The organism is Pseudarthrobacter sp. MDT1-40-2, assembly GCF_059383595.1.
On sequence record NZ_JBWZCL010000002.1, the window covers coordinates 208,657 to 235,386 of the forward strand.

The window sequence follows — 26,730 nt, forward strand, 5'->3', positions numbered from 1 at the left end:
GTTGGGAAAACTTGACAGCGGGACTACGACGCTTCCTCGAACGGCTCCCCGCAGAGGCTCTGGAGCTGCGTCCAGACGGAGTCGAGGGACAACCCCAGCTCGCCGGCAAGTGCGGCGACGATCCCGAACGACGGCGTGGCGATCCGTCCGGTCTCAATTTTCCGGAGGGTCTCCGGGGAGACGCCGGCACCCATGGCCACCTGGCCCAGGGTGCGATCCCCCCTTGCTTCGCGGAGCACTTCGCCCAGGAGCTTGCCTCGGTGGATCTCTTCAGGACTCAGGGGGACTCTAACCATCCCCCAATAGTAATACCGGTATAGTAATACCGGTATACCAGTAACGGAGGATAACTGTGATCGAGGTACTGACACCCCGGGAGGTAGCGGCCGCACGGCCGTCAGGCCAGTTCGTGGCCCGCACCCTCGCCGAGCTCAGGAAGAAGGCTAAGCCCGGCGTCAACCTGCTGCATCTGAACACCCTGGCAGCGACAATGATTGAGGAAGCCGGGGCCCGCTCCTGCTACGTGGACTATGCGCCGTCGTTCGGTCGTGGACCTTTCGGGAAAGTGATCTGCACGTCTGTGAACGATGCCGTGCTCCACGGCCTCCCTCACGACTACGTGCTGAAGGACGGGGACCTGCTCACGCTCGACTTCGCGGCCAGCCTCAATGGCTGGGTCACAGACGCCGCCATCAGCTTCACCGTGGGAGATATGGCCAGGGAAGAGGACCGTCACATGATCGACGCCACCCAACAGGCCCTGACCGCCGGGATCGCGGCAGTCCGGCCCGGAGCACGGATCGGTGACATCTCATACGCGATCGGCTCAGTCCTGGAAGGAGCCGGCTTTGACGTCAACACCGAATTCGGCGGCCATGGGGTAGGCAGCACCATGCACCAGGATCCGCACATCGCCAACAAGGGTGTTCCGGGCCGGGGCTACAAGCTGCGCCCCGGCCTTCTCCTGGCTATCGAGCCCTGGGTGATGGCCGGCACCAGCGAACTCATCGTGGATCCTGACGGCTGGACGCTGCGCAGCGCCAACGGCGGCCGGACGGCGCACCACGAACATACCGTCGCCGTCACAGAATCCGGTCCCGTCATCCTCACCCAGCTGGACTGAGCGAAGACTGAAGGGACTTACGGCCAGGAGCCTTCCTCTTCGTGGCAGATCAGCATCTCCCGCACTTCGCAACCCTTCGACTGGGACAGCGCAAACAGGATCGCCTGCGCCACGTTCTCGGGATCGTTAAGCCGGGAGTCGTCCTGCGGCTTGTACTGCTCGGTGCGGTCGTCGAAGAAGCGCGTCTTCATGCCTCCCGGAATCATGGTGGTGACCCCGATTGAACCGCCGGTTTCCGCAGCGAGCGCGTGGCTGAAGCCGATTACCCCGAACTTGGACGCACAGTAGGCTGTGGCATCCGCGACAGCCCGCTTGCCCAGTGTGGACGCCACGGTAACCACCCGGCCGTGGGTCTCCACCAGGTACGGCAGCGCGGCGCGAACCACTGACACCGTACCCATCAGGTTTACGCCGATCACCCGCTCCCACTCACCGGCGTCCACATCCGCCAGCTTTCCGCAACGGTCAATTCCCGCAGCGGTCACCACGGCGTCCAATCCGCCCAGGGTTTCTGCCGCCTCACGGACGGCTGCTTCCACAGCCGCCCGGTCAGAGACATCCACCTCGTACGCTTTCGCCTCGGCGACCGCGCTGATATCCCGGTCCAGCACCACGGGCGTTCCGCCTGCCTGAATGACGGCGTGGACGACGGCGGCGCCGAGCCCGGACCCGCCGCCCGTCACGAGGACGCGGCCCGGGTTGGCGGTGAAAGTCGGAGAAGGCTGGTTCATGGGGTTTCCTTTCGTCAGGGGAAAACGGGTAAGTGAAGCAGGGAGGAGCTCAGCTCACCTTCGCGAGCGCCTCGGCCAGTCCGGTTGTGGAGCGTGCCGGGTGGTACGGCACGGTTTCACAGCGGCCGCCCCAGCTCTCGACGAGGGCCGCCTCAGGCAACCGTTCGCCGTCGTAATCTCCACCTTTGACCCAGATGTCCGGACGGAACCGGGCCAGGCACGCCTCCGGGGTGTCCTCCTCAAAGATCTCGACGGCGTCCACGCACTCAAGTGCCAGGAGCAGCTCGAGCCGGTCCTGTTGGTTCATGATGGGCCGCTGGTCCCCCTTGAGCCGGCGCACCGAGGTGTCCGAGTTGAGGCAGACCACCAGGCAGTCGCCCATTTGGCGTGCGGCGGCGAGCGCGCGGACGTGGCCGGCGTGCAGGAGGTCGAAGCAGCCTCCGGTCGCCACCACCACCCCGCCGTCTGCCCGGACGGCGGCGGACAGGGCCGCGGCCTCCGAGGGAAGGACGGCGGCGGCCGGCCGCTCCGGAAGCGTTCCCACCCCGCCGCGGCCCAGGAAATCTGCCGCTGCGTGGACCGCCAGGACTGCTGCGTCCGGAACCGAATGCCCTTCAGCCAGATGCGCTGCCAGGCTTGCGGCCAGGCGGTCACCGGCGCCACAAGGATCGCTGACGGCAGTCCGTGGTGCCGGGAGAACCAGGGCCTCAGGATTGCGCCGGCTCACCAGCGTGGCCCCCTGCGCCCCCATGGTCACCAGCACGGCCCGGCTGGCCCAGCGCCGCATCAGTCCTGCAGCGAGTTCGCCAGGCTGCGCACTCCCGCCGTTCAGGGCGGCCCCCGGCTCAACTGATGAAGCGGCGAACTTCTGCGCCTCGCCAAGGTTCGGAGTGACGACGGCGACACCCGGCACCGGGTCGGCCCCGGACGGATGCGGGTCCCACACAATAGGGACGTCGTCCGCAAGCTCAGCAAGCAGCTCGCGCAGCTCCGCATTCCGGGCCAGCCCGCGGCCGTAATCCGCGACGACGATCGCTCCCGCCTGCCTGATTGCAGCCAGCATCGCAGGGGTTACGGCCGGCACAGGTGCAGGCGCACAGCCTTCATCCACACGCACGACGGCCTGCTGCCCCGCCTGCACCCGCGTCTTCACCGGCGTACTGGTTCCAGAAGGGCCTGCCACAACCCGCACCCCTGAGAGGGCGCGTTCCAGCGGCAGCCGGGAATCGTCGTCGGACATCACTGTTACCAAGGTGACGGCATGGCCGTCCTCCAGCAGCATCCTGGCCACCAGCCCGGCCCCGCCTGCCCGGCGCCGGGTACTGGAAACGTCCACCACCGGCACTGGCGCGTCCGGGCAAAGGCGGGTGGCCTCGCCCTTGATGTCTACGTCCAGCAGGACATCACCAACCACTACAATCCTCATGCCCGCCCTCCTTTCACCACGGTCCGGAGGGGCATCCGGGCAGGGGTCCGATACACCGGAACCTGCCGGGAACCGCGGCGCGCCACTTCAGCATCGAAAGCCCGGCACACCGCGTGGATGGCGATGAGGTGGCCTTCCTGCGCGTTGGCCGCGAGGCCGCTGACACATACGGATTCGTCACAGGCCGCAGCCAGCGGATTGGGCCCCGAACCGGTCAGTGCCCACGTAGTGACCCCTACCCGGCGGGCGGATTCGGCGGCGCGCAGCAGGTTGGGGCTCTTGCCACTGGTGGACAGGAGCAGCAGCACGTCGCCGGCGCGGCCATGGGCGCGGACCTGGCGCGCGAACACCTCCTCATAGCCATAGTCGTTGCCGATCGCCGTCAGCGCCGAGCTCTCCGCATGCAGGGATATTGCGGAAAACGGGATGCGCTCGCCGTCAAACCGCCCTACCAATTCTGCCGTCAGGTGCTGGGCCTCAGCGGCTGAGCCGCCGTTTCCCGCTGCCAGCAGCCGCTGGCCGGCCAGCAGCCGCTGAGCCAGCTCAACACCCCATCCAGCCAGCGTTCCGGACTGTTCCCGCAGTGATTCAAGTGCCGGAAGCACGTTGTCCAGGTGGGCTGAAACGAGCCCGACGGCGGTCGCGGCACCAGAAGTACCGGCGGGAGTACCGGTACCGGTTGGAACTACTGCTTGCGTACTCACAGCGCCACCTCCTGCATTGATGCGTACTCCGACGTGGCCGTTCCCTGCAATGCCTTCCGGTACGCCCTCTCCGTCTCCTGTGCCACCCGGTCCCAGGAGTAACGTGCCCGCGCCCGGCGCTCGCCGGCCTGGCCATAAGCCGCCGCCATGTCGGAATTATCCAAGAGGCGGGCGATGGCTGCTGCGGTCGCCTCCGCGTCCTTCGGCGGGACGTGCAGGCCGGTGCGGTGGTTCAGGACAGTGTCCCCCAGTCCGCCAACCGCCGCGGCCACAACGGGAACCCCGCAGGCCATAGCCTCGAGCGGGACAATGCCGAACGGCTCGTACCATGGCGTGCACACCACGGCGCTCGCGCTGCGGAAGATGCCCGGCATGGCGTCCCGGGACACCTGCCCGCGGAAAACCACCCGGTCCTCAACACCCAATTCCCGTGCCAGCTCCTGCAGCCGTCGGCCCTCGGGGTCTGCAGCGAGGTCATCGGCAGTGCCGCCGCCACCTACAATGACGAGTTCGACGTCGTCACGCCCCTTTTCGGCCAGCTGCGCCAATGCGGAGATCACCGTATCCACGCCCTTCCGGGGAACAAGCCGGCCTACTGACAGAATGCGATGCTTACGACCCCTCTGCTCTGCGGAACCCTGATCCGAAAACAGGTCAAGGTCCACACCGCAGGGCGCCACCGAGATTTTGGCAGCACCGATCCCCATCGACTTGAGCTCGAACACTTCATCGGAGCAGGTGGCAATGATCCTGTCCACAGCCTGCCCCACGGACGGTTCCAGGAACTGCCTGTCCGCGGGGCTGGTGTCCTGAACTCCCTGGTGGCGCCGCTTCACGGTTCCCAAAGCATGGAACGTCTGCAGGACAGGAATCCGGGATCCCGTCCGCGAGGTCCGGCCGCGGCCGTTACGCCCGGCGGCCTGCAGCCGGACCGCGTCCAGCGCTGCCAGTCCGGACATCCAGAAATGTGCGTGCACCACATCCGGCGGCCCTGATTCGCCGGCTCCACCGGCCAGGAAGGCGGCCGACTCCCAGTCGGCGGCCACGCCTGCGCCGAGTGCCGGGATGAACGGCAGGAGTTCGTCCTTGGGCACATGCGTGGGCGGTCCGGCGTCGATATGGACAACCTCCACACCCCTGCCTACCTGCACGCGCGCCGGCAGGTCCACCGAGTCCCTGCGGGTGTACACGGTCACGCTGTGACCGCGCCGGGCCAGTGCCGTTGCCAGTGCCGCAACATGGACATTCTGGCCACCGGCATCAACCCCGCCCAGCGCTGCCAGCGGGCTCGCGTGTTCGGAAATCATGGCGACTTTCATGGGATGTTCCTTTCCGCAGGGAACAACAGTGGGTTGGTGGACAGCGCGGGGTTGGCCCGGGTGTTACTGGCCCGATCGGTACTTCCCCTGCCAGGGGCAAGGTCGGCCAGGATTGTGTCCCAGTCCGACAAGAACCTGGCCAGGCCGTACCTGGCCAGGGCCGCCTCGCGGGCGGCGAGGCCACGGCGCCGGGCCTCCTCCGGATCCTTGATCAGAAGGGCGGCGCAGCGCTGCAGTTCGGCGATGTTGTTGCTGACCAGTCCGGCTTCCGGCGGCACAGCCCTGGACGCCTCGGTAGTGTCAAGGGCCAGCACGGGCATGCCCAGGTGCATCGCCTCCAGCAGCGCCAGGCCCAGTGACGTCCAGCGCAACGGGTGAAGGTAGGCCCGGCAGTCGGCCAGTTCGCGGTGCAGCCGCGCGGTGGGCAGATCACCACGGATGGTGAGCCGGTCAGCAGAAAGTCCGACCGCGGCGGGCAACCCGTCGCCACCCATCCCGAACACCTGCAGCGGTGCTGTCTCAGCGAAACGCGGCAGCAGGTCAGTTCCCGTCACCCTGCCCCGCCGCACGGGTTCATTCACCACCACGCCCAAGGACTCGTCGTCGCCGGTGTACAGGTATCCGGGGTCCGCGATGCCGTGCTCCACCACAGTTGTCAGGGCCTCGCCGGAGTCCCAAAAGAGGTCGTTGAAATAACTGACGTGGACTATTGGAATCCTGCGCTGCTCCGCCAGCGGATGTCGGGTGGAGGGAACGTCCCCCTTAGGGGTGTTGTGCTCGACATAGACGGCCGGCAAATCAACACCCGGGCGCCTGCCCAGGGTACGCTGCACCTCCTCCGCTTCTTCCGGCCGCTGCAAAACCACCACATCAACGCTGTCCGGGTCCAGCTCTGCCAGGACCGTCTCTGTGGCCGCCGGCCAGTCCCGGCCGCCCCGGCCGAGTCCCCATGGTCCGCCCTCCGGTGCCACGGGAAGCAGGTACTCATGACTGCCCCGGACAAAGGCATCCGTCCATGAGCCATGGACATGCCACAACAGAATGCGCATCACAACCTCCCTCTTCGCTGCCTGGCGGCAGCACGCCGGTGACCGGTGCTTAGCCGGGTGCTCAGGGAGCTGACTCCGCTGATCAGCCGTTCGACCGCTTCGGCCACCTGCTCCGGAGATACCGAATCCAGGCAAGGATGGCCGGGCACCGGGCAGTAACGGGCCCGCGTCAGCCGGCATTCGGCCGTCTGGTCGCCCAGCAGCTCCAGCGGAACGCCATACGGCGCCCATTTGATAGCCGGCACCACTGGCGAAAACAGGCAGGCCACCGGCGTGCCTACCGCTGCTGCCAGGTGGGCCGGTCCGGTGTTCCCCACCACGACGGCCTCAGCTCCCGCCAGCACCCCGGACAGGGTGCGCAGGTCCGTTCGTCCGCCCAGGTCAAGGGCTCCCGGTCCTGCCACGGTCGCGGTCAGGGCCGTCTCTCCTTTGCCGCCGGTTACCACCACGCGGTGCCCGGCACCTTCCAGAAGTTCGACGGCGGCAGCATGATGCAGCGGTGGCCAGGCCCTGGCCGGTGCGCTCGCACCGGGGTGCACCACCACGTAGGGACCCTCGCCCACAAGGTCTGTGACGTCCGGCGGATCGACAACCCTCAGGAGGCCTTCATCGCCAGGGGGAAGCTGGAAACCTGCAGCTTCAGCGATGGTGAGGGCACGTAACGTCTCGGGCAGGTCCTCGGGGAAGTCCTCACCGGGTTTCAGCCGCACATCCAGGAGACTGCCGGCGTAGTCAGTGGAAGCAGCAGTAATTTTCCCCACCCCGGCAAGCCGCAGGAGCAGGGCCAGCGGCAACGGAGACTGGTGGAAGGACGTCAGGATTACGGCTTCGGAGATCCTGGAATTGCGGACGTAGGCGATGAGGGACTGCACGGATTCGGCCGTGATGTCCGGAGCCGGGTTCATAATCCACGGGCTCGGCCAGGTATAAACGTCTGTCACACCGGGAAGGAGCCGGGCCGCTGCTTCACCCTGGGGTCCGCAGAGCACCAGCACGTCATTGGCGCCGGTTTTTCCGGGCAGGCTGATTGGTGCTGGCTGGCCGGTGTTGTTGGTGATGCCGATGGCGCCGTCCGGCCTGCCCGCAGCGACCGCACGGATGGCAGGACCGGCCAGCAGCATGTCGCCCACACTATCCAGCCGGGCCACCAATACCCGGCTCACGGTGTACCCCCGTGCGATGGCAGAGAACGTCGATTCAAGCCAGGTAGTTCCTGCAGTTCCGGGTCCGGCATTCGTAATATCGGCAGCGTCGCTTCCGGCTCATGTGCTTCCGGTGGCGCCTCTCCCAAGATGAGGTCCACGGCTTCTTCGAGAGACGCCGCCACCTCCGGCGCGGCTGTTACTTCTTTGGGCAGGGTGACCGGCGTCGGCACCAGGATTCCGCGGACTCCTGCTGCGGCGGCAGCCTCCATGTCGGAGCCGATGTCTCCTACAAAGACGGCCTGCTCCGGACGGATGCCAAGGTAATTGCAGGCCGACAGCAGCATTCCGGGTTGTGGCTTACGGCAGCGGCAGGCGTCCTCTGGCCCGTGCGGACAGTATTCCCAGACATCGAAGGGGCCCAGCAACGACTCCACCCGAAGATTCACGGAGTGCATCTGGTGCACGGTCAACAGGCCCTTCGCGATTCCCGACTGGTTGGTGACTACACCCGTGAACAGGCCCGATTTTCGCAGGCGGGAGACAGCGGGCAGGGCGCCGGGTGATGGGCGGACCAAATCCGGTTCGTTGTTGTAAGGCACATCAAGGACCAGCGTCCCGTCTCTGTCGAACAGGACGGCCTTGAGCTGGTGGCGCGAAGAGATTGCCATACACGCTAGGTTCCCCGCGTCCGGAGAAGCTAAACAGTAGACTTACTACTTCTTCTACTGATCCTCGTTGAGGGTCGGTTTTCCGCAGCCGCATCATGTGCCGAACGGGAGGAAACACCGCGTGGCCCCAACAACTTCAGCAGCCCCGTCCGCCACACATTCCGCAACGCCCTTAACTGCGTCCTCGCCTGGGTCTTCCGGCAGCGGGCAGCCAATACTCCTTGTGCTGCGGGCTTTGAAGCTCGGCGATCTGCTGGTGGCGGTCCCGGCCCTGCACGCCCTGCGGCGGGCCTTCCCGGAGCACCGCAGGCTGTACGCGGCCCAAGGTTGGCTCGCTGACGCCGTCGAGCTTGTGGGAGGTTGGGAACTGCTCCCCACGCACGGCCTGGACGTACCCGTACCGCTGCCACCTGGCGTGGTGGACATTGCCGTAAACCTGCACGGTAGCGGGCCCGAGAGCCAGCACCGGATCGGTGCCCTGGATGCCGCCCGGGTGATTACCCATGAGGGAGCGGGATTCAACGGGCCGCCGTGGCGCGACGAATTTGCGGAGCGGGAGCGCTGGACCCGCCTGTTGCAGTGGCATGGCATCGAAGCGGACCCCCTGGACTGCCGACTCCAGCCACCCGGCGTCGCCAGTCCCGCTCCCGGAGCAGCAGTGGTGCACGTGGGCGCGGCGTACGGCAGCAGGCTATGGCCGGTGGATCGGTTCGCGGCAGTGGCGGCCCAACTGGCTGGCGCCGGCCATCAGGTCATCTTTACAGGGAGCCAGGCGGAGCGGGAGCGTGCCCTGAAAGTGGCGGAGCAGGCAGGGCTGCCTTCAAGCACGGTAATGGCCGGCGAGCTGTCCTTGGCAGAATTTGCCGCAGCGGTTGCCGCAGCGTGCCTGGTTTTTTCTGCGGATACCGGCGCGGCCCACCTGGCCTCCGCCTACGGAACGCCGTCAGTGGTGCTGTTCGGCCCCGCGCCTGTGGAAATTTGGGGGCCGCCGCCCGGTCCTCACCTGGCGCTGACGCGTCCCGAATTCCGCCTTGGTGACACCTTTGCTGCAACACCGGACCCGGCTTTGCTGGCCGTGACCGTTGACGATTCCCTGGCGGCCATCCGGGAGCTCAAGCTGCTCTGAGGGTTTTCCTGGAAGCTGCCCTGAAAGTCTGGATCGTCCACCAACCTTCGCTGCAGGGCCACCAGGATACGGGCGAGCCTCCGGGAGACCTGCATCTGGGACATGCCAAACTTCCTGCCCAGCTCTGCCTGTGAATCCTCGCAGTAGTACCGGCCATACAGCAGCGCCCGGTCTGCGGGGTCCAGTTCGCGAATGGCCTGGCCCAAGCAGAGCACGTCCACCAGATCGCCGTCTTCGTTGGCGCCATGCGGCAGCGATTCGGCCAGGGACGGCCCCTCGTCATGGCTCGCGGCGCTGTCCAGGGAATCGGGCCGCATGCTCGAATAGGCCATGTAGGCCTCACGGATTTCACGAACATCCACGTCAAGTTCAGCAGCCAGCTCAGCTTCGGTGGGTTCACGGCGAAGCTGCTGGCCCAGCTCCCGCTCGGCCCGCAGGAGCTGCGAACGCAGATCCTGGATATGACGGGGCGGACGGACCATCCAGCAGCGATCGCGCAGGTATCGCTTCAGCTCGCCGGTAATGGTGGGGGCTGCGTAGGCGGCAAAGCTATCCCCCTTGGACTCCTCAAAGCCCCTGGCCGCCTTGACCAGGCCAAGGTAGGCAACCTGCGTCAGGTCCGCCCGATCGCGGCCATGCGTGGCGAACTTCGAAGCTATGGACTCAGCCAGGTTCAGGTAGTCAAGAACCAGATGCTCCCTGAACGTCTGCTGAAGCCGGCCCGCTCCCCGCGGCGGGACCGTCACGCGTTGAATTTCCGCCGCCTGGAACGCTTCTCCCGGCGGCGGGCCATCAATGAGTGCAGCTTGAAAGTCGGGCATGGGCTGGCTCCTTCTATACCCCGGATCACGGGAAGCCTGCGGCAAGACTTATCAAAAAGGAAACCATAAGCCTACTTATTAAACAACGTTCTCCCGAATGGCACTTACTGGCCGGAAACTTTGCCACCCCCTGTGTAAAAACGCCCTTGCGGGGGTAGGTTACTAACTGATAGTAATCATGCTTACTATCTTGCGGCCAGTACCGCTGGTTCTGCATCAGTAATCCTGCTTCCTGGAAAGAGAGAGCGAAGATGACAGAGAACCAATGGACCGAGGACCCCGCCTACACCCGTCCTCCGGACCCACTAAATCCGACACCGGCTACCGGCACCACCGGCACGGGATCCACCACCGGCACCAACGACGGTTCCACCAAGGAAGCCGTCAAAGGTGAGGCCGCAGAGGTTGCCCAGACCGCCAGGCAATCCGCGCAGCATGTGGCGGAGACCGCCAGGGATGAGGCCTCCACCGTCGCTGCCGAGGCCAAGAACAACGCCAGGGACCTCCTCTACCAAGCCCGTGAGGACCTGGCCAGCCAGGCCGGAACACAGCAGCAGAAGGTCGCTTCCGGACTCCGGTCCATCTCTGATGAGTTGCAGTCCATGGCCTCATCCTCGGACCAGCAGGGCATGGCCACCGACCTGGTCCGTCAGGCTGCGGACCGATCCGCTTCCGCAGCCCAGTGGCTGGAAGACCGGGACCCCGGATCCCTCCTCGACGAGGTTAAGTCCTTTGCCCGGCAACGACCTGGTGCTTTCCTTCTGCTGGCTGCCGGAGCCGGCGTCCTGGCCGGGCGGCTCAGCCGGAGCCTGACCGGGGGCGGGGATTCCGACGCAGATGGCCGGACACGCAGCACCGCCTATGGCGCAGGAGCACCGGTGCGGCCTGCCTATGGCGGCGCAGTGCCACCGCCTGCCGTCGAACTGCCGGGCCCCTCGACCACTACCGCGGGCTACGCCGGCACCGGTGCAGGCACCGATCCGTACACCGGAGCAGGCACCAGCACGGGAGCAGGCCCCTACCCGGGAACCGGCCCGGGCACCGGAACCCCGCTTGCGGATGACCCCGAGACAGGCTGGCCGGAAACAGGAGGGCCCCGATGAGTTCGTCCGAGATGCCTCCCAGCGAGGCACACGTCAAGGCGGACAACACCTCCCTCGGCGACCTGCTCGGCAATGTCACCCGCGACATGTCCACCCTGATCCGCCAGGAGATGGAGCTGGCAAAGGTGGAGATGAAGCAGACGGCAAGCCGCGCGGGAAAAGGCGGCGGCATGCTGGCCGGTGCCGGCGTTGCCGGGCACTTCGTACTGCTCTTCCTCTCCATCGCCCTTTGGTACGCCTTGGGTGAGCTGATGGGACTGGGTTGGTCCGCCGTCGTCGTTGCAGTGCTTTGGGGCATTGTGGCAGCCATTCTGGCCAGTATTGGCCGTAAGAAGCTCAAGGAAGTTAAGGGTCTCCCTCAGACCACGGAGACCCTGCAGGAAATCCCTTCAACACTCAAACCCGGTGAGGACAGAAAATGAGCGAGAACCCGGACGTCATCCGTGCAGATATTGAAGCAACACGCCGTCGGCTTGGTACCAACGTCGATGCGGTGGCCGACAAGGTCACTCCGTCAAACGTCGTCCACCGGCAGACGGATAAGGTCAAAAATGCCGTTTTTGGTGTTAAGGACAAGGTGATGGGCACAGCAGACAGCGCCGGATCCAGCATGGGTTCGGCAATGCACGACGCCGGATCCGGCATGGGTTCGGCAATGCACGACGCCGGCGATGCGGTTAAGGACGCACCGTACCAGGTCAAGGCCAAGACGCAGGGAAACCCGCTCGCCGCCGGCCTGGTTGCCTTCGGCGCCGGGCTCCTGCTGGGATCACTGCTCCCTGCCAGCGAAAAGGAGCGCCAAGCCGCCCAACAGCTGAAGTCCGCAGCGGAACCTGTCACCACGGGACTGACCGAGGCCGCCAAGGATATGGCCGAGGGTCTGAAGGAACCGGCCATGGAAGCCGTCGAAAACGTCAAGGCCAGCGCGGCCGAGGCCGCCGAGCACGTCAAGGCCGAGGGCCAGGACGCTGCCTCGGAGGTCAAGGGCCGGGCCGACGACGCCAGGGGCAATCTCAGCAACTCCTGATCCTGCAGCATCCTGCCACCGGCCGGCTGTCCCGCATCACGGGAGGGCCGGCCGCGCTGCTTGACCGGCAGGAAGCGTTGCCTGCAGGAACAAGCCAGCATTGAAAGGACAGCCAAGTGGTCGCCAGTAACAACCAGCCCGAAACCAGCACTGCGAAAAGCGCCAACGCACCGGCACCAGACGATTCACGGAAGCCGGACAGCCCAACGGACCTCAACAAACCGTCCTGGAAATACATCGCCAGAAAAACCTTCCGCGAATTCAGCCAGGACCAGTGCCCGGACCTCGCCGCAGCCCTGACATATTTCGCCGTGTTGTCCCTGTTTCCCGGCATCCTTGCCCTTGTCTCGATCCTTGGCCTTTTTGGAGATCCTTCCCGGACTACCTCTGCGCTGCTGGAGATTGTGCAGGGCGTCGCGCCAGGCTCCACGATGGACACCATCCGCGGACCCATCGAGGAACTTGCGGCATCACCGGCGGCCGGATTCACCTTCGTGATCGGCCTCCTGACGGCCCTGTGGTCCGCCTCCGGCTATGTGGGGGCCTTTGGCCGGGCTATGAACCGCGTCTACGAAGTGGACGAGGGCCGGCCGTTCCTGAAACTCCGTGGCACCATGCTGGCGGTAACGCTGCTGTCCCTTGTCGCCGTCGCCCTTCTGGCTGGCATGCTGGTGCTCAGCGGGCCGGTGGCCGAGGCGGTGGGCGGCGCGCTTGGCCTCAGTGAGGTGCTGTTAACGGTGTGGAACATCGCCAAATGGCCGGTCATTGTGGTCCTGGTGGTGCTCCTGATTGCAGTGCTGTACTACGCCACGCCCAACGTGAAGCAACCCAAGTTCCGCTGGATGAGCATGGGCTCCTTCATCGCGTTGTTGGTATTTGTGGTGGCATCGCTCGGATTTGGCTTTTACGTGGCAAACTTCGGCAACTACAACAAGACCTACGGAGCCATCGGTGGCGTGATCATCATGCTGTTGTGGCTCTGGATCTTGAATATGTCACTTCTGTTCGGTGCCGAATTCGACGCCGAAACCGAGCGGGGCCGCCAGCTTCAGGCCGGCATCGAAGCGGAGGAAACCATCCAACTGCCGCCGCGCGACACCAAGAAGAGCGAGAAACTGCAGGCGCAGGAAGAAGAGGACGTCAAGCGCGGGCGGGAACTGCGCGAACAGCAGAACGGGGATAAGGGTTAGCCGCTAGCGCACCACTGCCAGGGCAAAACCGTCCCAGCCCTTGGCGCCGACGGTCTGTATCACCGTTGCGTCCAGCCGGGGGTCCTCCCCCAGCATGTGCAGGGCCTTTTTGATGCCGGGTCCGTTGACGTCGTCGATTGACGGGTCCAGCATCACGCCTTCCCAGACCGCGTTGTCCAGGACGATGACAGTTCCCGGCCTGCCCAGCCTGATGGCCCACTCAAGGTAATCGGTGTTGTGCTGCTTGTCCGCGTCAATGAACACCAAGTCGAAGGGCTCGGAGCCGTCAGCTTCCAGCGTCGGGAGGATGTCCAGGGCTGCGCCCACCCGGATCTCCACTTGCTGGTCCATGCCTGCCGCTTCCAGGTTTGCTTGCGCAACGGCTGCGTGTTCGTGCAGGTATTCGCACGTTACAAGGCGGCCGGCCTCCGGCAGGGCCTGTGCCATCCAGATGGTGCTGTATCCGGCCAGGGTGCCGATCTCCAGGACCCTTCTAGCGCCGGAGATGCGCACCAGCAGGTTGAGCAGCTTTCCTGCGTTTGGTGCCACCTCTATGGCAGGCATCCCGGCTTCGGTGGCAGACACCACCGCTCGCTGGAGCGACGTATCAGGACGGACGACGGCGGCACTAAGGTACTGCTCCACCGCCGCCCAGGATGGCTGGACCTTGTGTTCGAACATGGCCCAAAGTCTGGCACCGGATGATCCACGGCGGAAGGGCCTGCCAAAGATTGCGTCAATCGTCTTGCGTGGCGCGTTAGTCCTGCTTGCCGAGCGCTTCTTCGAGCCGGTCCACCTTGGCTGTCAGCTCGCCGGAATAGCCCGGGCGGATGTCGGCCTTGATCACCAGGGAGACCCGGCTGCCGTAGCGGCCCACCGCCTCGGTGGCACGTTTGACGACATCAAATACCTCATCCCACTCACCCTCGATCTCCGTGAACATGGAACTGGTCCGGTTGGGCAACCCGGATTCCCTGACCACTTTGACGGCGGCCGCAACGGCGTCGTGGACTGACGCGTCGGAGGCGCCCGGAGCGGAAGCGCCTGCAAGGGCGGCTCCTCCAGGACCGGCGCCGCTACCGGAGGCGACGGATTCGGACGGCGTTCCGGAAGGGGCAACAGAAAATGCAAGCAACATAAGGCCAGTCTGCCATGCCTCTGCAGCCTCGAGCAGGCCTGCCAGCGTCACAAATTGGACTACTGCAGGGTAACCCGCCACTGGTGGCACGCGTTGGCTAATCTGGTGGAATGAACGTCGCTGCAGACCGCAAGCCCCTCCGTGCGGATGCCGCCCGAAACGTGGACAAAATCATTTCCGCGGCCACCCAATGCTTCCGCGAATACGGCCCCGACGTGCCCTTGCAGACCATCGCCACAGCGGCGGGAGTGGGTCCCGCTACGCTGTTCCGGAATTTCGCAGACAAAGAGGACCTGGTCCTGGCGGCCCTGGACCGGCAGTTGCGCAGCCGGGTCGATCCGGTGATTGCCCAGGCACTCCTGGAGGAAGATTCGGCAGCCGGCCTCTTCCTGGTGATGGAGGCCATTATGTCGACCTCCAGCGAGGACGCGAACCTGCTGGGAGCGGTGGCCGGCCGGCGTCAACTGCTGATCGGCATTACTGGAAGCCTCATCGAATCAGTTGGCGTCTTGTTAGGCCGTGGCCAGCGCCAGGGGACCCTGCGCGACGACGTTTCGCTGACGGACATGGTGCGCCTGCTGGCAATGCTGATTGGCGCTGTGGACACCATGGAACCCGGCTCAGACGCCTGGCGACGCCCGCTGGCGCTGGTGGAGGATGCCCTCCGCATCCAGCGGTTGGCCCGTAGGCTTCCGGCTCAGGTGCCCCTGCCCGGTGATCCCTTCCCGGGAACCACGCTGGGCTGACCGGCCGGGACCTACACGTACCGGAGCTGTAAGTGCACTTGCCGGCAGGCGTTACTCGCGCACGTGATGGTGGCCCTCGTGCAGCCCGTCGTTGGGCGTGTGGTGCTCAGCTTCCTTGAGGTGCTGCTGCAGCTTCTCCTCGGCCTCCCGACGGCGGCGGGCAAGGTCGCGGAGTTCGCGCGTAGACAGGGACCCGGTGGAGTCCCCGGGGCGAGCGGCTGATTCGTGGTTCATGGAATGGCGGTCCTTCCAGTTCGCGGCTCGGTTGCTACGGCATGCTTCCCGCTTCTCCCTTACTGGCAAACGGGTCGGGTGACCCGCCTGCCCGCAGTCTCAATTCCTGGTTGACCGCCGCCAGGAGCTCCCATGAGGAGCTTGAGGCCTGCGGGCCTGCAGCGTCTTGAAGGTACAACTGCAAGGTAACCAGTTCGTCTACGGGTACAGCCTGCAGTGCAGGAAACTCCCGGTAGAAGCGTTTGGGCCTTGTTCCGGCCACTGCCTGGACGGCTGGAACACATATGGAATTGTCTGCTTTGGGATTGTTGGTGCGATGCCGATTATTGTCCATGCTCCCCACTTACAACGACGAATTTCCGCCGACGGTCAGGTTCATGGCCAACTGCATAGCCACTCTCATGCTAACCCCGGTGGCCGTTTACCACCACAGCACCAGACGTGCGGCCCCTGCCCTAGCCCCAGCCGAGGAGCCTTAATCCTGCCGCGGTGCCCGCGCCGGCGAGCACTACCACCAGGAAGGGGGCGCGAAGGATGAGGGCTACCGCAGCGGCCGCCAAGGCACCAAGGCGCGCATCCAGAACCAGCGACTGCCCCGTGGCCAGGGCATTGACCACGGTCAGGGACGCCAGCAGGCCGATGGTCATGGTCCCGGCAATCCGGGACATTCGCGGGTTCTCCATCAGCTTTGTCGGCACAAGGTAGCCGGCCACTTTCCACGCGTAGGCGAGGGCACAGGCGATCAGGATCCACAGCCAGAGGTTCATAAGAGGTCCTCCTGCTGGTGCCTTGCTGCCGGGCTTCCCTGGCGCTTACCCTCACCCTTGCCTTCGGTTTTCCCTTTGGTGTTCCCTCGGGGACGGTGCGTGTGTTCCTTTTCGTAAGGCTCGACGTCGGGCTCCAGTCCTTCATCACTGCGTCCGTGGCTGAACCACCCCACGACGGCAGCCACCACAGCGGCCACCAGGATCGGGACGCCGGCCGGAACATAGGGGACCGCAAGGACGGTGGCCAGAGCGCAGACGACGGCGATCGCTACCGGTTCGCGGCCCTTCAGCCTCGGCCACAACAGCGCCAGGAAAGCAGCGACAGCTGCGCCGTCCAGCCCCCACTGTTTCGGATCGCCGAGGCCGCTTCCCGCCAGTGCCCCGACGGCGGTGAACAGGTTCCAGAGGACGTAGATGCCGATCCCGGCTGCCCAGAAACCACGGCGCTGCTCGTCGGGATCGGTCTGCCCGGTGCTGGTGGCTGTTGACTCGTCTATTGTCACCTGCGCGGCCGCGAACCTGCGCCAGCCCTTCGGCCGCAGCAGGGCGTTAAGCTGCATGCCGTAAATGCCGTTGCGCATGCCCAACAGGGTTGCCGCACTCATGGCAGCAACCCCGGAGCCACCACCGCCCACCACACCGATGAAGGCAAACTGCGAGCCACCGCTGAACAGGAGCAGGCTCAGCGCCATGGTCTGCCAGAAATCAAGGCCCGAGGTGACGGACAGGGCGCCGAAGGAGACGCCATAGAGGCCTGTGGCAACGCTGAGGGACAGTCCAACCCGAACGGCCGGCGATTCCATCAGCTTCAAACGCATCCCCCTACTTAATCACAGGCTACGGAGCCTACCCGACTCCCGATCTGGGCCAGGACCTTGGCTGGCTTGTTGGTGGTGATCTCATGAATGCCCAGTCCCTGGCACAACGCCACGTCCTTCTCGGTGTCCACCGTCCAGACCCGAAAACGGCGGCCCGACTCCATCCAGCGCTGCACCGTCCGGGCGTGCTGGCGTACGTAGTCGATGCCGGGGCCGGCGAGCAGCACCTGGCAGTCGTCCAGAACCCGTTCTGCGCCCAGCTGGGCCGCCCTCATTACGTTGGCCACGGCGCTGCGGGCGATCGGACCAAGCCCGTGGTCCTCGCGAAGGTCCTGCAGATCCACCTCATGGACCAGCTGGCAGATGAAGTCACCCGGAACCGTGCGCAGCAGATGGGAAATGGAGTCGGAGCTGAAACTCATGAAGGAGACGTTGATGTTATCCACCACAGATGCCTCCGGGGTCCAGCCATGCTCCTCCAGAACCTCCAGCACCCGGTCCTCCAGCTTGAGCTGATATGGGCTGGGATGCTTGAGCTCGATGGCAAGGCCAACAGGACGGCCGGCGCCCTGCAGGATTTCCAGGAGGTCCTCCAGCGTCAGGAACTGTTCCGATTTGGCCCCGTAAGCCTCCGGAATCCGGGTGCCCTTCCACGAGGAAAAATCAAGCTGGCGCAGTTCATGCAACGTGTGCTCGGCTACCGGTCCGGTACCGTCGGAGGTGCGGTCCAGCGTGGTGTCGTGAAGCAGCACCACATGGCCGTCGCGGGTCAGGTGGACATCGCATTCCACCCCGTCAGCGCCGTCCGCCAGGGCCTGCATGAATGCGGCACGGGTGTGTTCGGCAAACGCGGCACTGGCCCCCCGGTGGGCGTAGACCAGCGGACGGGCAGGTGAGGACTCGTCAAATGTCATGAAGAAACCTTAGCCAACCCTGTGTCAGCGACCGGCACTAGGCTGGGCACATGCAGGTGAACACTGAGCCAACACCCCCCGCAGGTCCCGGCGTCCACGAGCGTCCGCCGTTCCGGAAACCTCCCGCCGCCGTCGGACTCTCCGATCTCAGCGCCGGCGATGCCGAAAAGGCTGCCGCGCTGCGCCGGATGAAAGCCGTGGCGCTGACCCTGCTGCTGTTTATGGCAGTGATCTTTGTCGTCGCGTTCGCGCTTCAGGATGACTATCCATGGCTTGAGTATGTGCGGGCCGCGGCCGAAGGCGGCATGGTGGGCGCCCTCGCGGACTGGTTCGCCGTGACGGCGCTTTTCAAGTACCCCATGGGCATCAGGATCCCGCATACAGCCATCATTCCGCGCCGGAAGGACCAGATCGGTGCGTCGCTGGGCGAATTCGTGGAGACCAACTTCCTCTCCGAGCAGGTGGTCCAGGACAAACTGGCCAGCATCAACGTCGCCCGCAAGGCCGGGCAGTGGCTGTCCGGTCCCGGCGGCGCCGAGCGGGTGGCCAAGGAGGGCGCCGCCGCCATCCGGGGAGCTTTCAAGGTCCTCAATGACGACGACGTCCAGGCAGTGATCGAGGCAATGGTGCGCAAGCATCTGCTGGCTCCGCCATGGGGGCCTCCCGTGGGCCGGCTCGCTGAACGGATTTTTACCGAAGGCCACCACCACTCGCTGGTTGACTTGCTGGTGGACCGTGCAGCCGACTGGGTCCGCGACAACCACCAGACGGTCACCAGGCTGGTGGCGGACCGCTCGCCGACGTGGGTTCCGCAGTTCGTGGATGGGATCGTTGCGGACAAGGTGTACCTGGAAATTTTGAGGTTTGCCCAGGCAGTTCAGGCAGACCAGGAGCACCAGGTCCGGAAGTCCATCGATACCTACCTGAACACGCTGGCCAAGGATCTGCAGCATGATCCAGCCATGATCGCCCGCGCTGAGCACATCAAGTCCCAGATCCTGGGCGATCCCGAGGTCCGCGAACTGGCCTCACGCACGTGGGCTACCGTCAAGAACGCGCTGCTCACCGCCGTCGAGGATCCGGAGAGCGAGCTCACCGTCCGGTTCAAGAGTGCTGTGCGCGACTTCGGCAAGCGGCTTGTTGACGACGTCGAGCTGGCCGGAAAGGTGAACACCTGGATTGGCGACGCTGCCGGGTACCTCGTGCGCACCTACCGTTCGGACATCGCCGGCGTGATCACGGATACCGTGTCCCGCTGGGATGCCGAGGACACTTCACGGAAGATCGAACTCCAGGTGGGCAAGGACCTGCAGTTCATTCGGATCAACGGCACCGTCGTGGGATCGTTGGCCGGGCTGGCCATCTTTACGGTGGCACACCTGGTGTTCGGGTAGGGGTCCCGGCCCGGCAGCCGCCGGGGCTGCTAGGCGAACGGCGCGAGTTCCACGCCCGAACGCTGCAATGCATCCCGCACGGCAACGGCCATGTCCACAGCACCCGGAGTGTCGCCGTGGATGCACAGCGAGTCGGGGCGGACGTTCACTACGCTCCCGTCGATCGCGACCACCTCACCCTGCGTCGCCAGGCGGACGGCCCGCTCGGCGATCATGCCGGCGTCGTGCAGCACCGCGCCCTCCTGGCTGCGCGGCACCAGAGTTCCATCAGGCTGGTAGGCGCGGTCCACGAACGCCTCGATAAAGACCGGATGGCCTGCCTCGCGCGCCTGCTCCAGAAGCTGTGATCCGGGGAGGCCCAGGATCGGCAGGCCCGGATCGTAGGCCTGGATGGCGGCCACCACCGCGGAGGCCTGCTCGATGTCGTGGAAGGTCCGGTTGTAGAGGGCTCCGTGCGGCTTCACGTAGTCAACGGAGGCACCCACGGCGTGCGCCACGCCGTCTAGTGCTCCCAGCTGGTAGAGGACATCGCCGAACAACTCGTCGAAGGACATCTCGATGGCCCGCCGGCCGAAGCCCGCCAGGTCGCGGTACCCCACATGGGCCCCCACCGTGACGTCGAGCTCAAACGCGGCACGGCAGCTGTCCAGCATGGTCACGGGATCACCGGCGTGGAAGCCGCAGGCCACGTTGGCGCTGGTGACGATCTGGAACATGGCTGGATCGTTGCCCATGGTCCAGGAGCCGAATGATTCGCCGAGGTCAGCGTTGAGATCCAAGGGTGTTGCCTTCCGGGCCGGGCGTTTCAATCGCCGGTGGCTCCGCGGCGGTGGCCACCGCACGGAGTTCGCCCGGAATGGTGTCCGGGAGCGGACCGAACGCCTCCTTCGCATTGGCGATGACGGCACGGCCCATGACGAGGTTACCGGCACCACCCACCACTGCCCCAATGCCGAACGGCAGGGCCCGGCCCAGCAGCGCTGTGCCCTGCCGTTTGAGCAGGCTGCGCAGGAAGGCTTTCTGGATCCGTGCGCGGACTGACCCAAAACCGGATGGTACGGCCCGGGACAGGATGCCGCCCCAGGCTTTGGTTGCACCGCCGCCCACGCCGCGCGCCTGCCCGCTGAGGCTGCCCAGCAGGGTGGTTCCTTCCTCCCCCAGCATGATGGCCATGACCATGGTGCTGGCTTTGTCCGGGTTGGTCAGCCGGATGCCGTGCAGCTCGGCGAGCGAGGTCGCGTACAGGGCCGTAGCTTCGAGGAAACCAACGGTCGCCACAGCGGACAGTCCCAGCGACGCCACCGTTCCCACCCCGGGCACGACGGCGGTAGCGCCCACGAGTGCCCCGCCCCCGGTAACAGCGCCGAGGTAGTTGCGTTCCAGGATGGCGGCCAACTGTGCGGCTGTGGCCTGAGGATGCCTTCGCTGCAACCGGCGAAGGTTGGCCAGCACCAGCGGCCGCTGGATTTCGACGGCGCGGAGCAGCATGTTGTGGACGCCCGGCTTGGGTTTGCCTTCGGCGTCGAATACGGCATCGTGGGCCTTCTGCTGGGCGATTTTTACGGCAGGATTTGCGCGCTTGGCCATGGTCACCTTCGTTCAGGTCCGCTTCGTTTACGTGCAAAGCAGCGGTTGCTGCCTGCGCCTCTCCATCCTAAGCCGACCGGCACTAAGCATGCTTAATACTTCCCCGCCTTCCGGCCATCAGTCTTCCGCTCCCTTCCGAAGGATCTCTGCGACGTAGGCAGCCAGGTTGCCCAATGTCTGCTGACCCCCCTCGATCGCGCCGTGCTTCTCGACCGCCTCGTTGCGCAGTTCTTTAGTGGGGAACACCGTGAGCATCTCGATCCGGGTCCCCTCCCCGTCGGCTGCGAACGTGAGGACCGATTCGAATGCGTTCGGGTCACCGCGGTACTCGCCATGGAGCATCGCGATCCGTTCCGCCGGGACGATCTCCGTCCAGGTGATCCACTCGCTGTAGTCGGTGCCGTCCGGTCCGTGCATCACGAAGTCCCACTCAGCGCCAATGCGGAACTCGAAGGACCGGGTGGTGGTGGTGAACCCTTCCGGGCCCCACCACTGCGACAGGTGCCGAACGTCGGTGAACGCCTCAAATACCAGCTCCCGCGGGGCGTCGATCACTCGGGAAATCACGATCTCGCGGTCGGCCGTCGCGGACGGTGCCAGCGATTCTCTTCCAGTCATGTTCATCATCTACTCCTCTTGCCTCTCCTGTTTAAGGTCTTGCACGTATGCCTCCAGGCGATCGAAGCTCGCGTTCCAGAATTGCTCGAACCCGCCGGTCCACTCGTGAACCGCACGCAGCCCGCGGGCATCAAGGCCGTACAGGCGTTGCTTGCCGGCCTTGCGGTCGCGCACCAGTCCCACCTCCCGAAGCACCCGCAGGTGTTTGGATGCCCCCGGCTGGGACATCGCCAGCTCCCGGCACAGCTCGGTCACCGGTCGCTCACCGGTCTGCAGAAGCGCCAGGATCTCCCGCCGCCGGGGCTCGGCGATCGCGTTGAAGACGTCCGACGTGGTAGCTGCTCGTGCCATGACACCCAACATATACCCATATGGGTAAGCGTTCAAGGGTTCCATCCCGACGCCGCGAATCTTCAGTTATCAGCCTCCACAATTGGAGTTGGCGCTGCCCGGTTGACCGCCGCCTAGACTAGCTTCCATGCCCAACCTCCGAGCCCTGCGTCCCTTCGCGCACCGTGAATACCGGGTGCTGATCGCGGCGCTGGCCATCTCCATTTTCGGCTCGGGCATGTGGGCCGTTGCCATGGTCTACCAGGTCATTGCGCTCGGCGGTGGGCCCTTGGAACTTTCGCTGGTGGCTGCGGCCGGCAGCACCGGCCTGGTGGCTTTTGTCCTGGCCGGCGGCATTGCCGCGGACCGGGTCCCGCAGCGGCTGCTGATCATCGGCGTCGAAGGGGCCAACCTTGCCGTCATCGCCGGCATCACCGGCCTGGCCATGTCGGGATGGTTGGAGATGTGGCACCTGGCTGTGGGCACGTTCATTCTGGGAGTTGGTGCGGCCTTTTTCTTCCCGGCATACTCGGCGATCCTGCCGCGGATCCTTCCTCCCATGGACCTGCTGGCGGCCAACGGCATGGAAGGGACCATCCGGCCCGTGCTGCAGCAGGCGGCCGGGCCCGCCGTCGCCGGTTTGGTGGTGGCGTCGCTGTCGCCGTCGCACGCCGTGGCCGGGGTGGCCGCCTGCCACCTGCTGGCCTTTCTGGTCCTGAACATGCTGGGCCGCAACACCCTGAACACGCCCGCGCCGGCCGCCAAAACTACACTCCTGCACGATTTGCGGGAGGGCGTCGGCTATACCCTGCGCACCCCGTGGCTTCTGTGCACCCTGTTGTGGGCATGCCTTTCCGTGCTGTTTATGATCGGCCCCATCGAGGTGCTGATCCCGTTCGTGGTGCGGGACCAGCTCGGCGGGGACGCCCGGATGTTCGGCTTCCTGCTCGCCATCATGGGAGTCGGCGGGGCGATTGGTTCCCTGATCACCGCCTCCCTGAAGCTCCCCCGGCGCTACCTCACGGTGATGATGACGCTCTGGGCGGCCGGGGCGATGCCGCTTGCCGCCGTCGGACTGATTCAAAGCTTCTGGATGCTGGCGGCGGCACTGTTGATTTTTGGTGCCACCGGCAGTGCGGGCATGGTTATTTGGGGCACGCTGTTGCAGCGCCGGGTTCCGCCGCATCTGCTGGGCCGGGTTTCCAGCCTGGACTTTTTCGTGTCGCTGGCGCTGCTGCCACTGTCCATGGCACTGGCAGGACCGGCTGCTGAGGTAATGCCCCTGTGGGTGATCTTCCTCGTGGCGGGCGCTGTTGGTCCTGTGCTGGCCGTTATCGCGCTGATCGCCGCGAAAATGCCGCAGGACGAATTGGCCCACCCGCTGGACGCTGCAGGCAGCGACCACAGCCCGGAGCATCCAAGCCCCGCCCTTCCCGGAGACTAGATTCCGGTCCCCACCACCGGGATGCTCGCCGTCGGGAGTCCGGACGGGAAGACCGTTGGCTCCGGGACAGGGATCGGATCCAGCGGGACGCTGACGCCCTCGGGCCCCACCTGGACCAGCTTGCCGCGGACGTCGACGTCGAGCGCCATTCCGTCCGTGCGCAGGGACAGCAGGCCCGGCGTCAGGTCCACGGAAAGCAGCCCGCCGCGGATCCGTACATTGAAGGTCAGGCTGCTCCACTCCTGGGGCAGCCGGGGATCGAAGAACGGCACCGGCCCCTGGTCCCGCAGACCGGCAAAGCCGCAGACCAGCGAGCTCCAGACGCCACCGGCGGATGCGATATGCACGCCGTCGATCGTATTGCTGTGCGAATTGTCCAGGTCGATGAACACGGCGTTCGTGAAGTGGTCCAGGGCAGCCTTGGTGTAGCCGACTTCCGCCGCCATGATGCCCTGCACGCAGGCGGACAGGGTGGAGTCGCCGGTGGTGATGGGATCGTAGAAGTCGAAGGCCCGCTGCTTTTCCTCAGCGGTGAAATCCTGCCACTGCAGGAACATGGCCAGCACGGTGTCCGCCTGCTTCAGCACCTGGTGGCGGTAAATCACCAGCGGGTGGAAGTTCAGCAGCAGAGGATACTTATCCCGTGGCGTGGTCCAGTCCCACTGCTCCAGGGTCATAAAGTCGTTGTCCTGCGAGTACACCTGCAGCCGGTCATCGAACGGCAACTGCATCAGGTCCGCGGCGGCCCGCCACAGCTGCCGCTCGTCGTCGTTGATGTCCGGGTGCTCCAGCGCCGCGGCGGCCCGGAGATTGAAGCGGGCCATTACGTTGGTGTACAGGTTGTCATTGACGACGGCGGTGTACTCATCCGGGCCGGTGACGCCGTGGATGTGGAATTGCCCGTCCTTGCCGAAGAACCCGAGGGAGACCCACATCCGGGCGGTTTCTATCAGCAGTTCGGCTCCCATTCCCTCGCGGAAGCCGTCATCACCGCTTGCCCACAGGTACCGGTTGGTGGCGAAGGCGATCGCCGCAGCGATGTGGAACTGGGCCGTGCCGGCAGCGTAGTAGGCGCTTGCTTCCAGGCCGTTGATGGTCCGCCACGGGAAGAGGGCGCCGTCCACGCTAAGCTCTTTGGCGCGGATCCGTGCCTCGGGCAGCATCGAGTGCCTGAATTCCAGGACTTTACGGGCACCTTCGGGGTTGGTGTACGTCAGGTACGGCATCAGGTACACCTCCTGGTCCCAGAAATAGTGGCCGTCGTAGCCGGACCCGCTGACGCCCTTGGCGGGGATGCCGCCAACGTCTGCCCGGGCGGTGGCCTGCGCAAGCTGGAACAGGTTCCAGCGGATGGCCTGCTGCAGCCCGTCCGGGCCACCCACCTGGATGTCCGCAGTGGCCCAGTACTGCTCGAAGTGCCGCCGGCTCTCCGCGAAGATCTCGGCCACTGGCAACAGCGCCGCCTCAGCGGTTTCCGCCGTGTCCAGGGCGTCTTCCTCCTGCTGGGCGCGGGCCACTGCGTAGCTGACGCTCTTCTCGAGCCGGAACGGCTCGCCTGGGTTCAGGGCCAGGATGTACCGGACACTGCTGTCGTCCTGGTCAACCACCGTCTCGAACGGCTGCAGTCCGGCGGAATTCCAGTGGTCCACGGCGATTCCGACCCGCTGCTTCGATTCGGCGGCCTCCCAGGACAGGCGAAGTGACCCGTCGGAGCCTTCCTGGCGGACCGGCAAGAGCACGCGGCCGGCGTGCCGGCCGGATCGGCGCGGATCGTGTTCTGAGTGGTCCTCCACAGGCTGGTCCTGCCGGTTGATCACCGAAGAGGTGATGTCCGCGGACACTGCCCTGTCGGCGTCGATCTCCAGGGAGATCCCCAGGTTTCCGCGGGCGTCGTAACCCACAGCCCGGCGTTCGGTGGTGGTGACCAGGGCGCCGGAGCGGCTCTGCCAGGTGATGCGGCACTCGTATATGCCGGTGGAGAAATCGACGGTGCGCCGGTAGTCCTGCACAGTGGATTCCGCGAGGGTGAGCGGCTCGCCGTCGATGATCACGGTGAAGTTGTTGGCGTCCGGGATGTAGAGGATGCGCTGGCCGGTGCGGGCAAACCCGAAGGCATTTTCCGCATGCCGGATGTCCCAGATCTCGTGCAGTCCGTTGATGAAACTGCCGGGAAGTTCGACGTCGGCAGCAGACCAATGTCCGCCACGAACGCCCAGGTGCCCATTGCCCAGGGCGAAAAGGGTTTCCAGGGTGCCCGCATCACCGGGACGGTGGGCGGTTTCGACCAGCTTCCAGGGATCATCAGGGAAACGAAGGCGATCTTGTGTTACCAGTGCCATGGTGTTGGGGGTCCTTAGGCAGTTGTTCTAGAAAGTTCTTGCTATGGCGGCGAGTGGCACCCGGGGAAGGCGCCCTCTCCTGCTACAGGAGTTCGTCGAGATCGTTGACCACCAGCGTGGCTCCGGCGTCCGTCAGCGTCTGGCGTCCCGCGCCGCGGTCCACGCCGATCACCGCGTGGAAGGAACCGGCTTTGCCGGCCTGAACGCCGGAGACGGCGTCTTCAACAACCACGCAGTCTTCGCTGGGCAGACCCAGCAGGCGTGCGGCGTAAGTGTAGGTGTCCGGGTTTGGCTTACCCGGCAGGCCCTCGGCAGCTGCAACGACGCCGTCCACCACCACGTCGAAGCGGTGGTCCAGGCCGGCAGCCTTCAGGACAGCGGGGGCGTTACGCGAGGAGGAGACGACGGCAATCTGGAGTCCACGCTCCTCCGCAGCATCCATGAACTTAACCGAGCCGGGGTACGGGTCCACACCTGCGGCAACAATGCTGTTGAACACTTTGTTTTTGCGGTTGCCCAGGCCGTGGACAGTGTCGTTCCCGGGATCGTCGTCCAGGGGGCCTTCAGGAAGCACAACGCCCCGGGACGCCAGGAAGTCCCGGACGCCGTCGAACCTTGGCTTGCCGTCGATGTGGTCGAAGTAATCGCTGGCAGCATACGCAGGCACGTCCGGGTGCTGCTGCTGAAGGTAACCTTCGAACAGTTGCTGCCAGGCGCGTTCGTGGATGATGGCCGTGGGGGTCAGTACGCCGTCGAGGTCAAAGAGAATTGCCGCGGCACCTGTCCAGGCCGTGGTGTTGTCAGCAATGTATTCGCTCATAGGTTTGCAGCGTCCTCTCGGGTGGGCGGGCAGCAGGCAATCGTGCCGGTTTCCCGGTCCCGCAGCCTGCCAGGTTTACTCGTACCCGCCGCGTGCAGGTCAGAACGTGGCCAAGACACAGAGTGTAAGCGCTTGCAGAAGTGCTTGCA

General features: G+C 65.4%; 29 protein-coding genes and 1 pseudogene. 9 read left to right on the top strand and 21 right to left on the bottom strand.

What is annotated here, in order from left to right; all coding sequences use genetic code 11:
- Positions 1–23: 23 nt before the first annotated feature.
- Positions 24–296: a helix-turn-helix domain-containing protein gene (locus AC50X5_RS07155; protein WP_494975419.1), complete on the bottom strand. Its 273-nt coding sequence runs from the start codon at positions 294–296 to the stop codon at positions 24–26.
- Between the two features lie 56 nt (positions 297–352).
- Here AC50X5_RS07155 and map point away from each other — a divergent pair, with 56 nt between their 5' ends.
- A complete protein-coding gene (gene map / locus AC50X5_RS07160) occupies positions 353–1,123 on the top strand; it encodes a type I methionyl aminopeptidase (RefSeq protein ID WP_494975420.1) in 771 nt (256 codons plus the stop codon).
- A gap of 17 nt (positions 1,124–1,140) precedes the next feature.
- Here the strand turns inward: map and AC50X5_RS07165 are convergent, their stop codons facing one another.
- The 7 genes from AC50X5_RS07165 to AC50X5_RS07195 all read right to left on the bottom strand — a co-directional run bounded on the left by AC50X5_RS07165 (position 1,141) and on the right by AC50X5_RS07195 (position 8,165).
- Positions 1,141–1,854, bottom strand: coding sequence for an SDR family oxidoreductase (locus AC50X5_RS07165; protein ID WP_494975421.1), 714 nt, complete (start codon positions 1,852–1,854; stop codon positions 1,141–1,143).
- A gap of 49 nt (positions 1,855–1,903) precedes the next feature.
- Positions 1,904–3,280, bottom strand: coding sequence for a PfkB family carbohydrate kinase (locus tag AC50X5_RS07170; protein WP_494975422.1), 1,377 nt, complete (start codon positions 3,278–3,280; stop codon positions 1,904–1,906).
- Positions 3,277–3,894, bottom strand: coding sequence for a D-sedoheptulose-7-phosphate isomerase (locus AC50X5_RS07175; protein ID WP_494976057.1), 618 nt, complete (start codon positions 3,892–3,894; stop codon positions 3,277–3,279). Before AC50X5_RS07175 ends, AC50X5_RS07170 begins: the two co-directional genes overlap by 4 nt.
- An 86-nt stretch (positions 3,895–3,980) precedes the next feature.
- The gene (locus AC50X5_RS07180) at positions 3,981–5,303 is read right to left on the bottom strand and encodes a glycosyltransferase (RefSeq protein ID WP_494975423.1); all 1,323 of its coding nucleotides are present in this window, start codon (positions 5,301–5,303) and stop codon (positions 3,981–3,983) included.
- A complete protein-coding gene (locus tag AC50X5_RS07185) occupies positions 5,300–6,352 on the bottom strand; it encodes a glycosyltransferase (RefSeq protein ID WP_494975424.1) in 1,053 nt (350 codons plus the stop codon). The genes AC50X5_RS07180 and AC50X5_RS07185 overlap by 4 nt, the downstream gene beginning before the upstream one ends.
- Positions 6,352–7,515 carry a glycosyltransferase family 9 protein gene (locus AC50X5_RS07190; protein ID WP_494975425.1) on the bottom strand — a complete coding sequence of 388 codons (1,164 nt, stop codon included), beginning with the start codon at positions 7,513–7,515 and terminating at the stop codon, positions 6,352–6,354. The genes AC50X5_RS07185 and AC50X5_RS07190 overlap by 1 nt, the downstream gene beginning before the upstream one ends.
- Positions 7,512–8,165, bottom strand: coding sequence for a D-glycero-alpha-D-manno-heptose-1,7-bisphosphate 7-phosphatase (locus tag AC50X5_RS07195; protein WP_494975426.1), 654 nt, complete (start codon positions 8,163–8,165; stop codon positions 7,512–7,514). The genes AC50X5_RS07190 and AC50X5_RS07195 overlap by 4 nt, the downstream gene beginning before the upstream one ends.
- Before the next feature lie 214 nt (positions 8,166–8,379).
- Between AC50X5_RS07195 and AC50X5_RS07200 the strand changes: the two genes are divergently transcribed.
- Entirely contained in the window at positions 8,380–9,291 is a 912-nt protein-coding gene (locus AC50X5_RS07200; protein ID WP_494976058.1) for a glycosyltransferase family 9 protein, read from the top strand.
- Between the two features lie 53 nt (positions 9,292–9,344).
- Here AC50X5_RS07200 and AC50X5_RS07205 read toward each other — a convergent pair.
- Positions 9,345–10,112 (bottom strand): annotated as a pseudogene (locus AC50X5_RS07205) (sigma-70 family RNA polymerase sigma factor); the annotation flags it as partial.
- A 251-nt stretch (positions 10,113–10,363) separates the two neighbouring features.
- On the opposite strand from AC50X5_RS07205, the gene AC50X5_RS07210 reads away from it, so the two are divergent.
- The 4 genes from AC50X5_RS07210 to AC50X5_RS07225 all read left to right on the top strand — a co-directional run bounded on the left by AC50X5_RS07210 (position 10,364) and on the right by AC50X5_RS07225 (position 13,432).
- On the top strand, positions 10,364–11,215 hold the full coding sequence (locus AC50X5_RS07210; RefSeq protein ID WP_494975427.1) for a hypothetical protein: 852 nt from the start codon (positions 10,364–10,366) through the stop codon (positions 11,213–11,215).
- The gene (locus AC50X5_RS07215; protein ID WP_494975428.1) at positions 11,212–11,637 is read left to right on the top strand and encodes a phage holin family protein; all 426 of its coding nucleotides are present in this window, start codon (positions 11,212–11,214) and stop codon (positions 11,635–11,637) included. Before AC50X5_RS07210 ends, AC50X5_RS07215 begins: the two co-directional genes overlap by 4 nt.
- Complete coding sequence (locus tag AC50X5_RS07220) at positions 11,634–12,242, top strand: DUF3618 domain-containing protein (protein WP_494975429.1); 609 nt, start codon at positions 11,634–11,636, stop codon at positions 12,240–12,242. Before AC50X5_RS07215 ends, AC50X5_RS07220 begins: the two co-directional genes overlap by 4 nt.
- Before the next feature lie 116 nt (positions 12,243–12,358).
- Positions 12,359–13,432, top strand: coding sequence for a YihY/virulence factor BrkB family protein (locus AC50X5_RS07225; RefSeq protein ID WP_494975430.1), 1,074 nt, complete (start codon positions 12,359–12,361; stop codon positions 13,430–13,432).
- Between the two features lie 3 nt (positions 13,433–13,435).
- Here the strand turns inward: AC50X5_RS07225 and AC50X5_RS07230 are convergent, their stop codons facing one another.
- Complete coding sequence (locus AC50X5_RS07230) at positions 13,436–14,113, bottom strand: O-methyltransferase (RefSeq protein WP_494975431.1); 678 nt, start codon at positions 14,111–14,113, stop codon at positions 13,436–13,438.
- Between the two features lie 76 nt (positions 14,114–14,189).
- Positions 14,190–14,570 carry a thiamine-binding protein gene (locus AC50X5_RS07235; protein WP_494975432.1) on the bottom strand — a complete coding sequence of 127 codons (381 nt, stop codon included), beginning with the start codon at positions 14,568–14,570 and terminating at the stop codon, positions 14,190–14,192.
- 110 nt (positions 14,571–14,680) lie between these two features.
- Between AC50X5_RS07235 and AC50X5_RS07240 the strand changes: the two genes are divergently transcribed.
- Entirely contained in the window at positions 14,681–15,316 is a 636-nt protein-coding gene (locus tag AC50X5_RS07240) for a TetR/AcrR family transcriptional regulator (protein ID WP_494975433.1), read from the top strand.
- A 51-nt stretch (positions 15,317–15,367) separates the two neighbouring features.
- Here the strand turns inward: AC50X5_RS07240 and AC50X5_RS07245 are convergent, their stop codons facing one another.
- The 4 genes from AC50X5_RS07245 to AC50X5_RS07260 form a co-directional block, all read right to left on the bottom strand.
- Entirely contained in the window at positions 15,368–15,550 is a 183-nt protein-coding gene (locus AC50X5_RS07245; protein WP_494975434.1) for a hypothetical protein, read from the bottom strand.
- 455 nt (positions 15,551–16,005) lie between these two features.
- Positions 16,006–16,317, bottom strand: coding sequence for an AzlD domain-containing protein (locus tag AC50X5_RS07250; RefSeq protein ID WP_494975435.1), 312 nt, complete (start codon positions 16,315–16,317; stop codon positions 16,006–16,008).
- Positions 16,314–17,135: an AzlC family ABC transporter permease gene (locus AC50X5_RS07255; RefSeq protein ID WP_494975436.1), complete on the bottom strand. Its 822-nt coding sequence runs from the start codon at positions 17,133–17,135 to the stop codon at positions 16,314–16,316. Before AC50X5_RS07255 ends, AC50X5_RS07250 begins: the two co-directional genes overlap by 4 nt.
- 8 nt (positions 17,136–17,143) lie before the next feature.
- Positions 17,144–18,049, bottom strand: coding sequence for a glycerophosphodiester phosphodiesterase (locus AC50X5_RS07260; RefSeq protein WP_494975437.1), 906 nt, complete (start codon positions 18,047–18,049; stop codon positions 17,144–17,146).
- A 50-nt stretch (positions 18,050–18,099) separates the two neighbouring features.
- Between AC50X5_RS07260 and AC50X5_RS07265 the strand changes: the two genes are divergently transcribed.
- Complete coding sequence (locus AC50X5_RS07265; protein ID WP_494975438.1) at positions 18,100–19,443, top strand: DUF445 domain-containing protein; 1,344 nt, start codon at positions 18,100–18,102, stop codon at positions 19,441–19,443.
- 29 nt (positions 19,444–19,472) lie between these two features.
- Here the strand turns inward: AC50X5_RS07265 and AC50X5_RS07270 are convergent, their stop codons facing one another.
- The 4 genes from AC50X5_RS07270 to AC50X5_RS07285 form a co-directional block, all read right to left on the bottom strand.
- Complete coding sequence (locus tag AC50X5_RS07270) at positions 19,473–20,222, bottom strand: LamB/YcsF family protein (RefSeq protein ID WP_494975439.1); 750 nt, start codon at positions 20,220–20,222, stop codon at positions 19,473–19,475.
- Positions 20,206–21,030, bottom strand: a complete 825-nt coding sequence (locus AC50X5_RS07275; protein WP_494975440.1) for a hypothetical protein — start codon at positions 21,028–21,030, stop codon at positions 20,206–20,208. The genes AC50X5_RS07270 and AC50X5_RS07275 overlap by 17 nt, the downstream gene beginning before the upstream one ends.
- Positions 21,031–21,147: 117 nt before the next feature.
- Positions 21,148–21,648 carry an SRPBCC family protein gene (locus AC50X5_RS07280; protein ID WP_494975441.1) on the bottom strand — a complete coding sequence of 167 codons (501 nt, stop codon included), beginning with the start codon at positions 21,646–21,648 and terminating at the stop codon, positions 21,148–21,150.
- A gap of 9 nt (positions 21,649–21,657) precedes the next feature.
- Complete coding sequence (locus AC50X5_RS07285; RefSeq protein WP_494975442.1) at positions 21,658–21,999, bottom strand: ArsR/SmtB family transcription factor; 342 nt, start codon at positions 21,997–21,999, stop codon at positions 21,658–21,660.
- Between the two features lie 127 nt (positions 22,000–22,126).
- Here AC50X5_RS07285 and AC50X5_RS07290 point away from each other — a divergent pair, with 127 nt between their 5' ends.
- A complete protein-coding gene (locus AC50X5_RS07290) occupies positions 22,127–23,422 on the top strand; it encodes an MFS transporter (protein WP_494975443.1) in 1,296 nt (431 codons plus the stop codon).
- On the opposite strand, the gene AC50X5_RS07295 is transcribed toward AC50X5_RS07290, so the two are convergent.
- Together AC50X5_RS07295 and AC50X5_RS07300 are read right to left on the bottom strand one after the other, a co-directional pair.
- Positions 23,419–25,761, bottom strand: coding sequence for a glycoside hydrolase family 65 protein (locus tag AC50X5_RS07295; protein WP_494975444.1), 2,343 nt, complete (start codon positions 25,759–25,761; stop codon positions 23,419–23,421). The two genes, AC50X5_RS07290 and AC50X5_RS07295, sit on opposite strands and share 4 nt — an antisense overlap.
- A gap of 82 nt (positions 25,762–25,843) precedes the next feature.
- Positions 25,844–26,581, bottom strand: coding sequence for an HAD family hydrolase (locus tag AC50X5_RS07300; protein WP_494975445.1), 738 nt, complete (start codon positions 26,579–26,581; stop codon positions 25,844–25,846).
- Positions 26,582–26,730 lie beyond the last annotated feature (149 nt).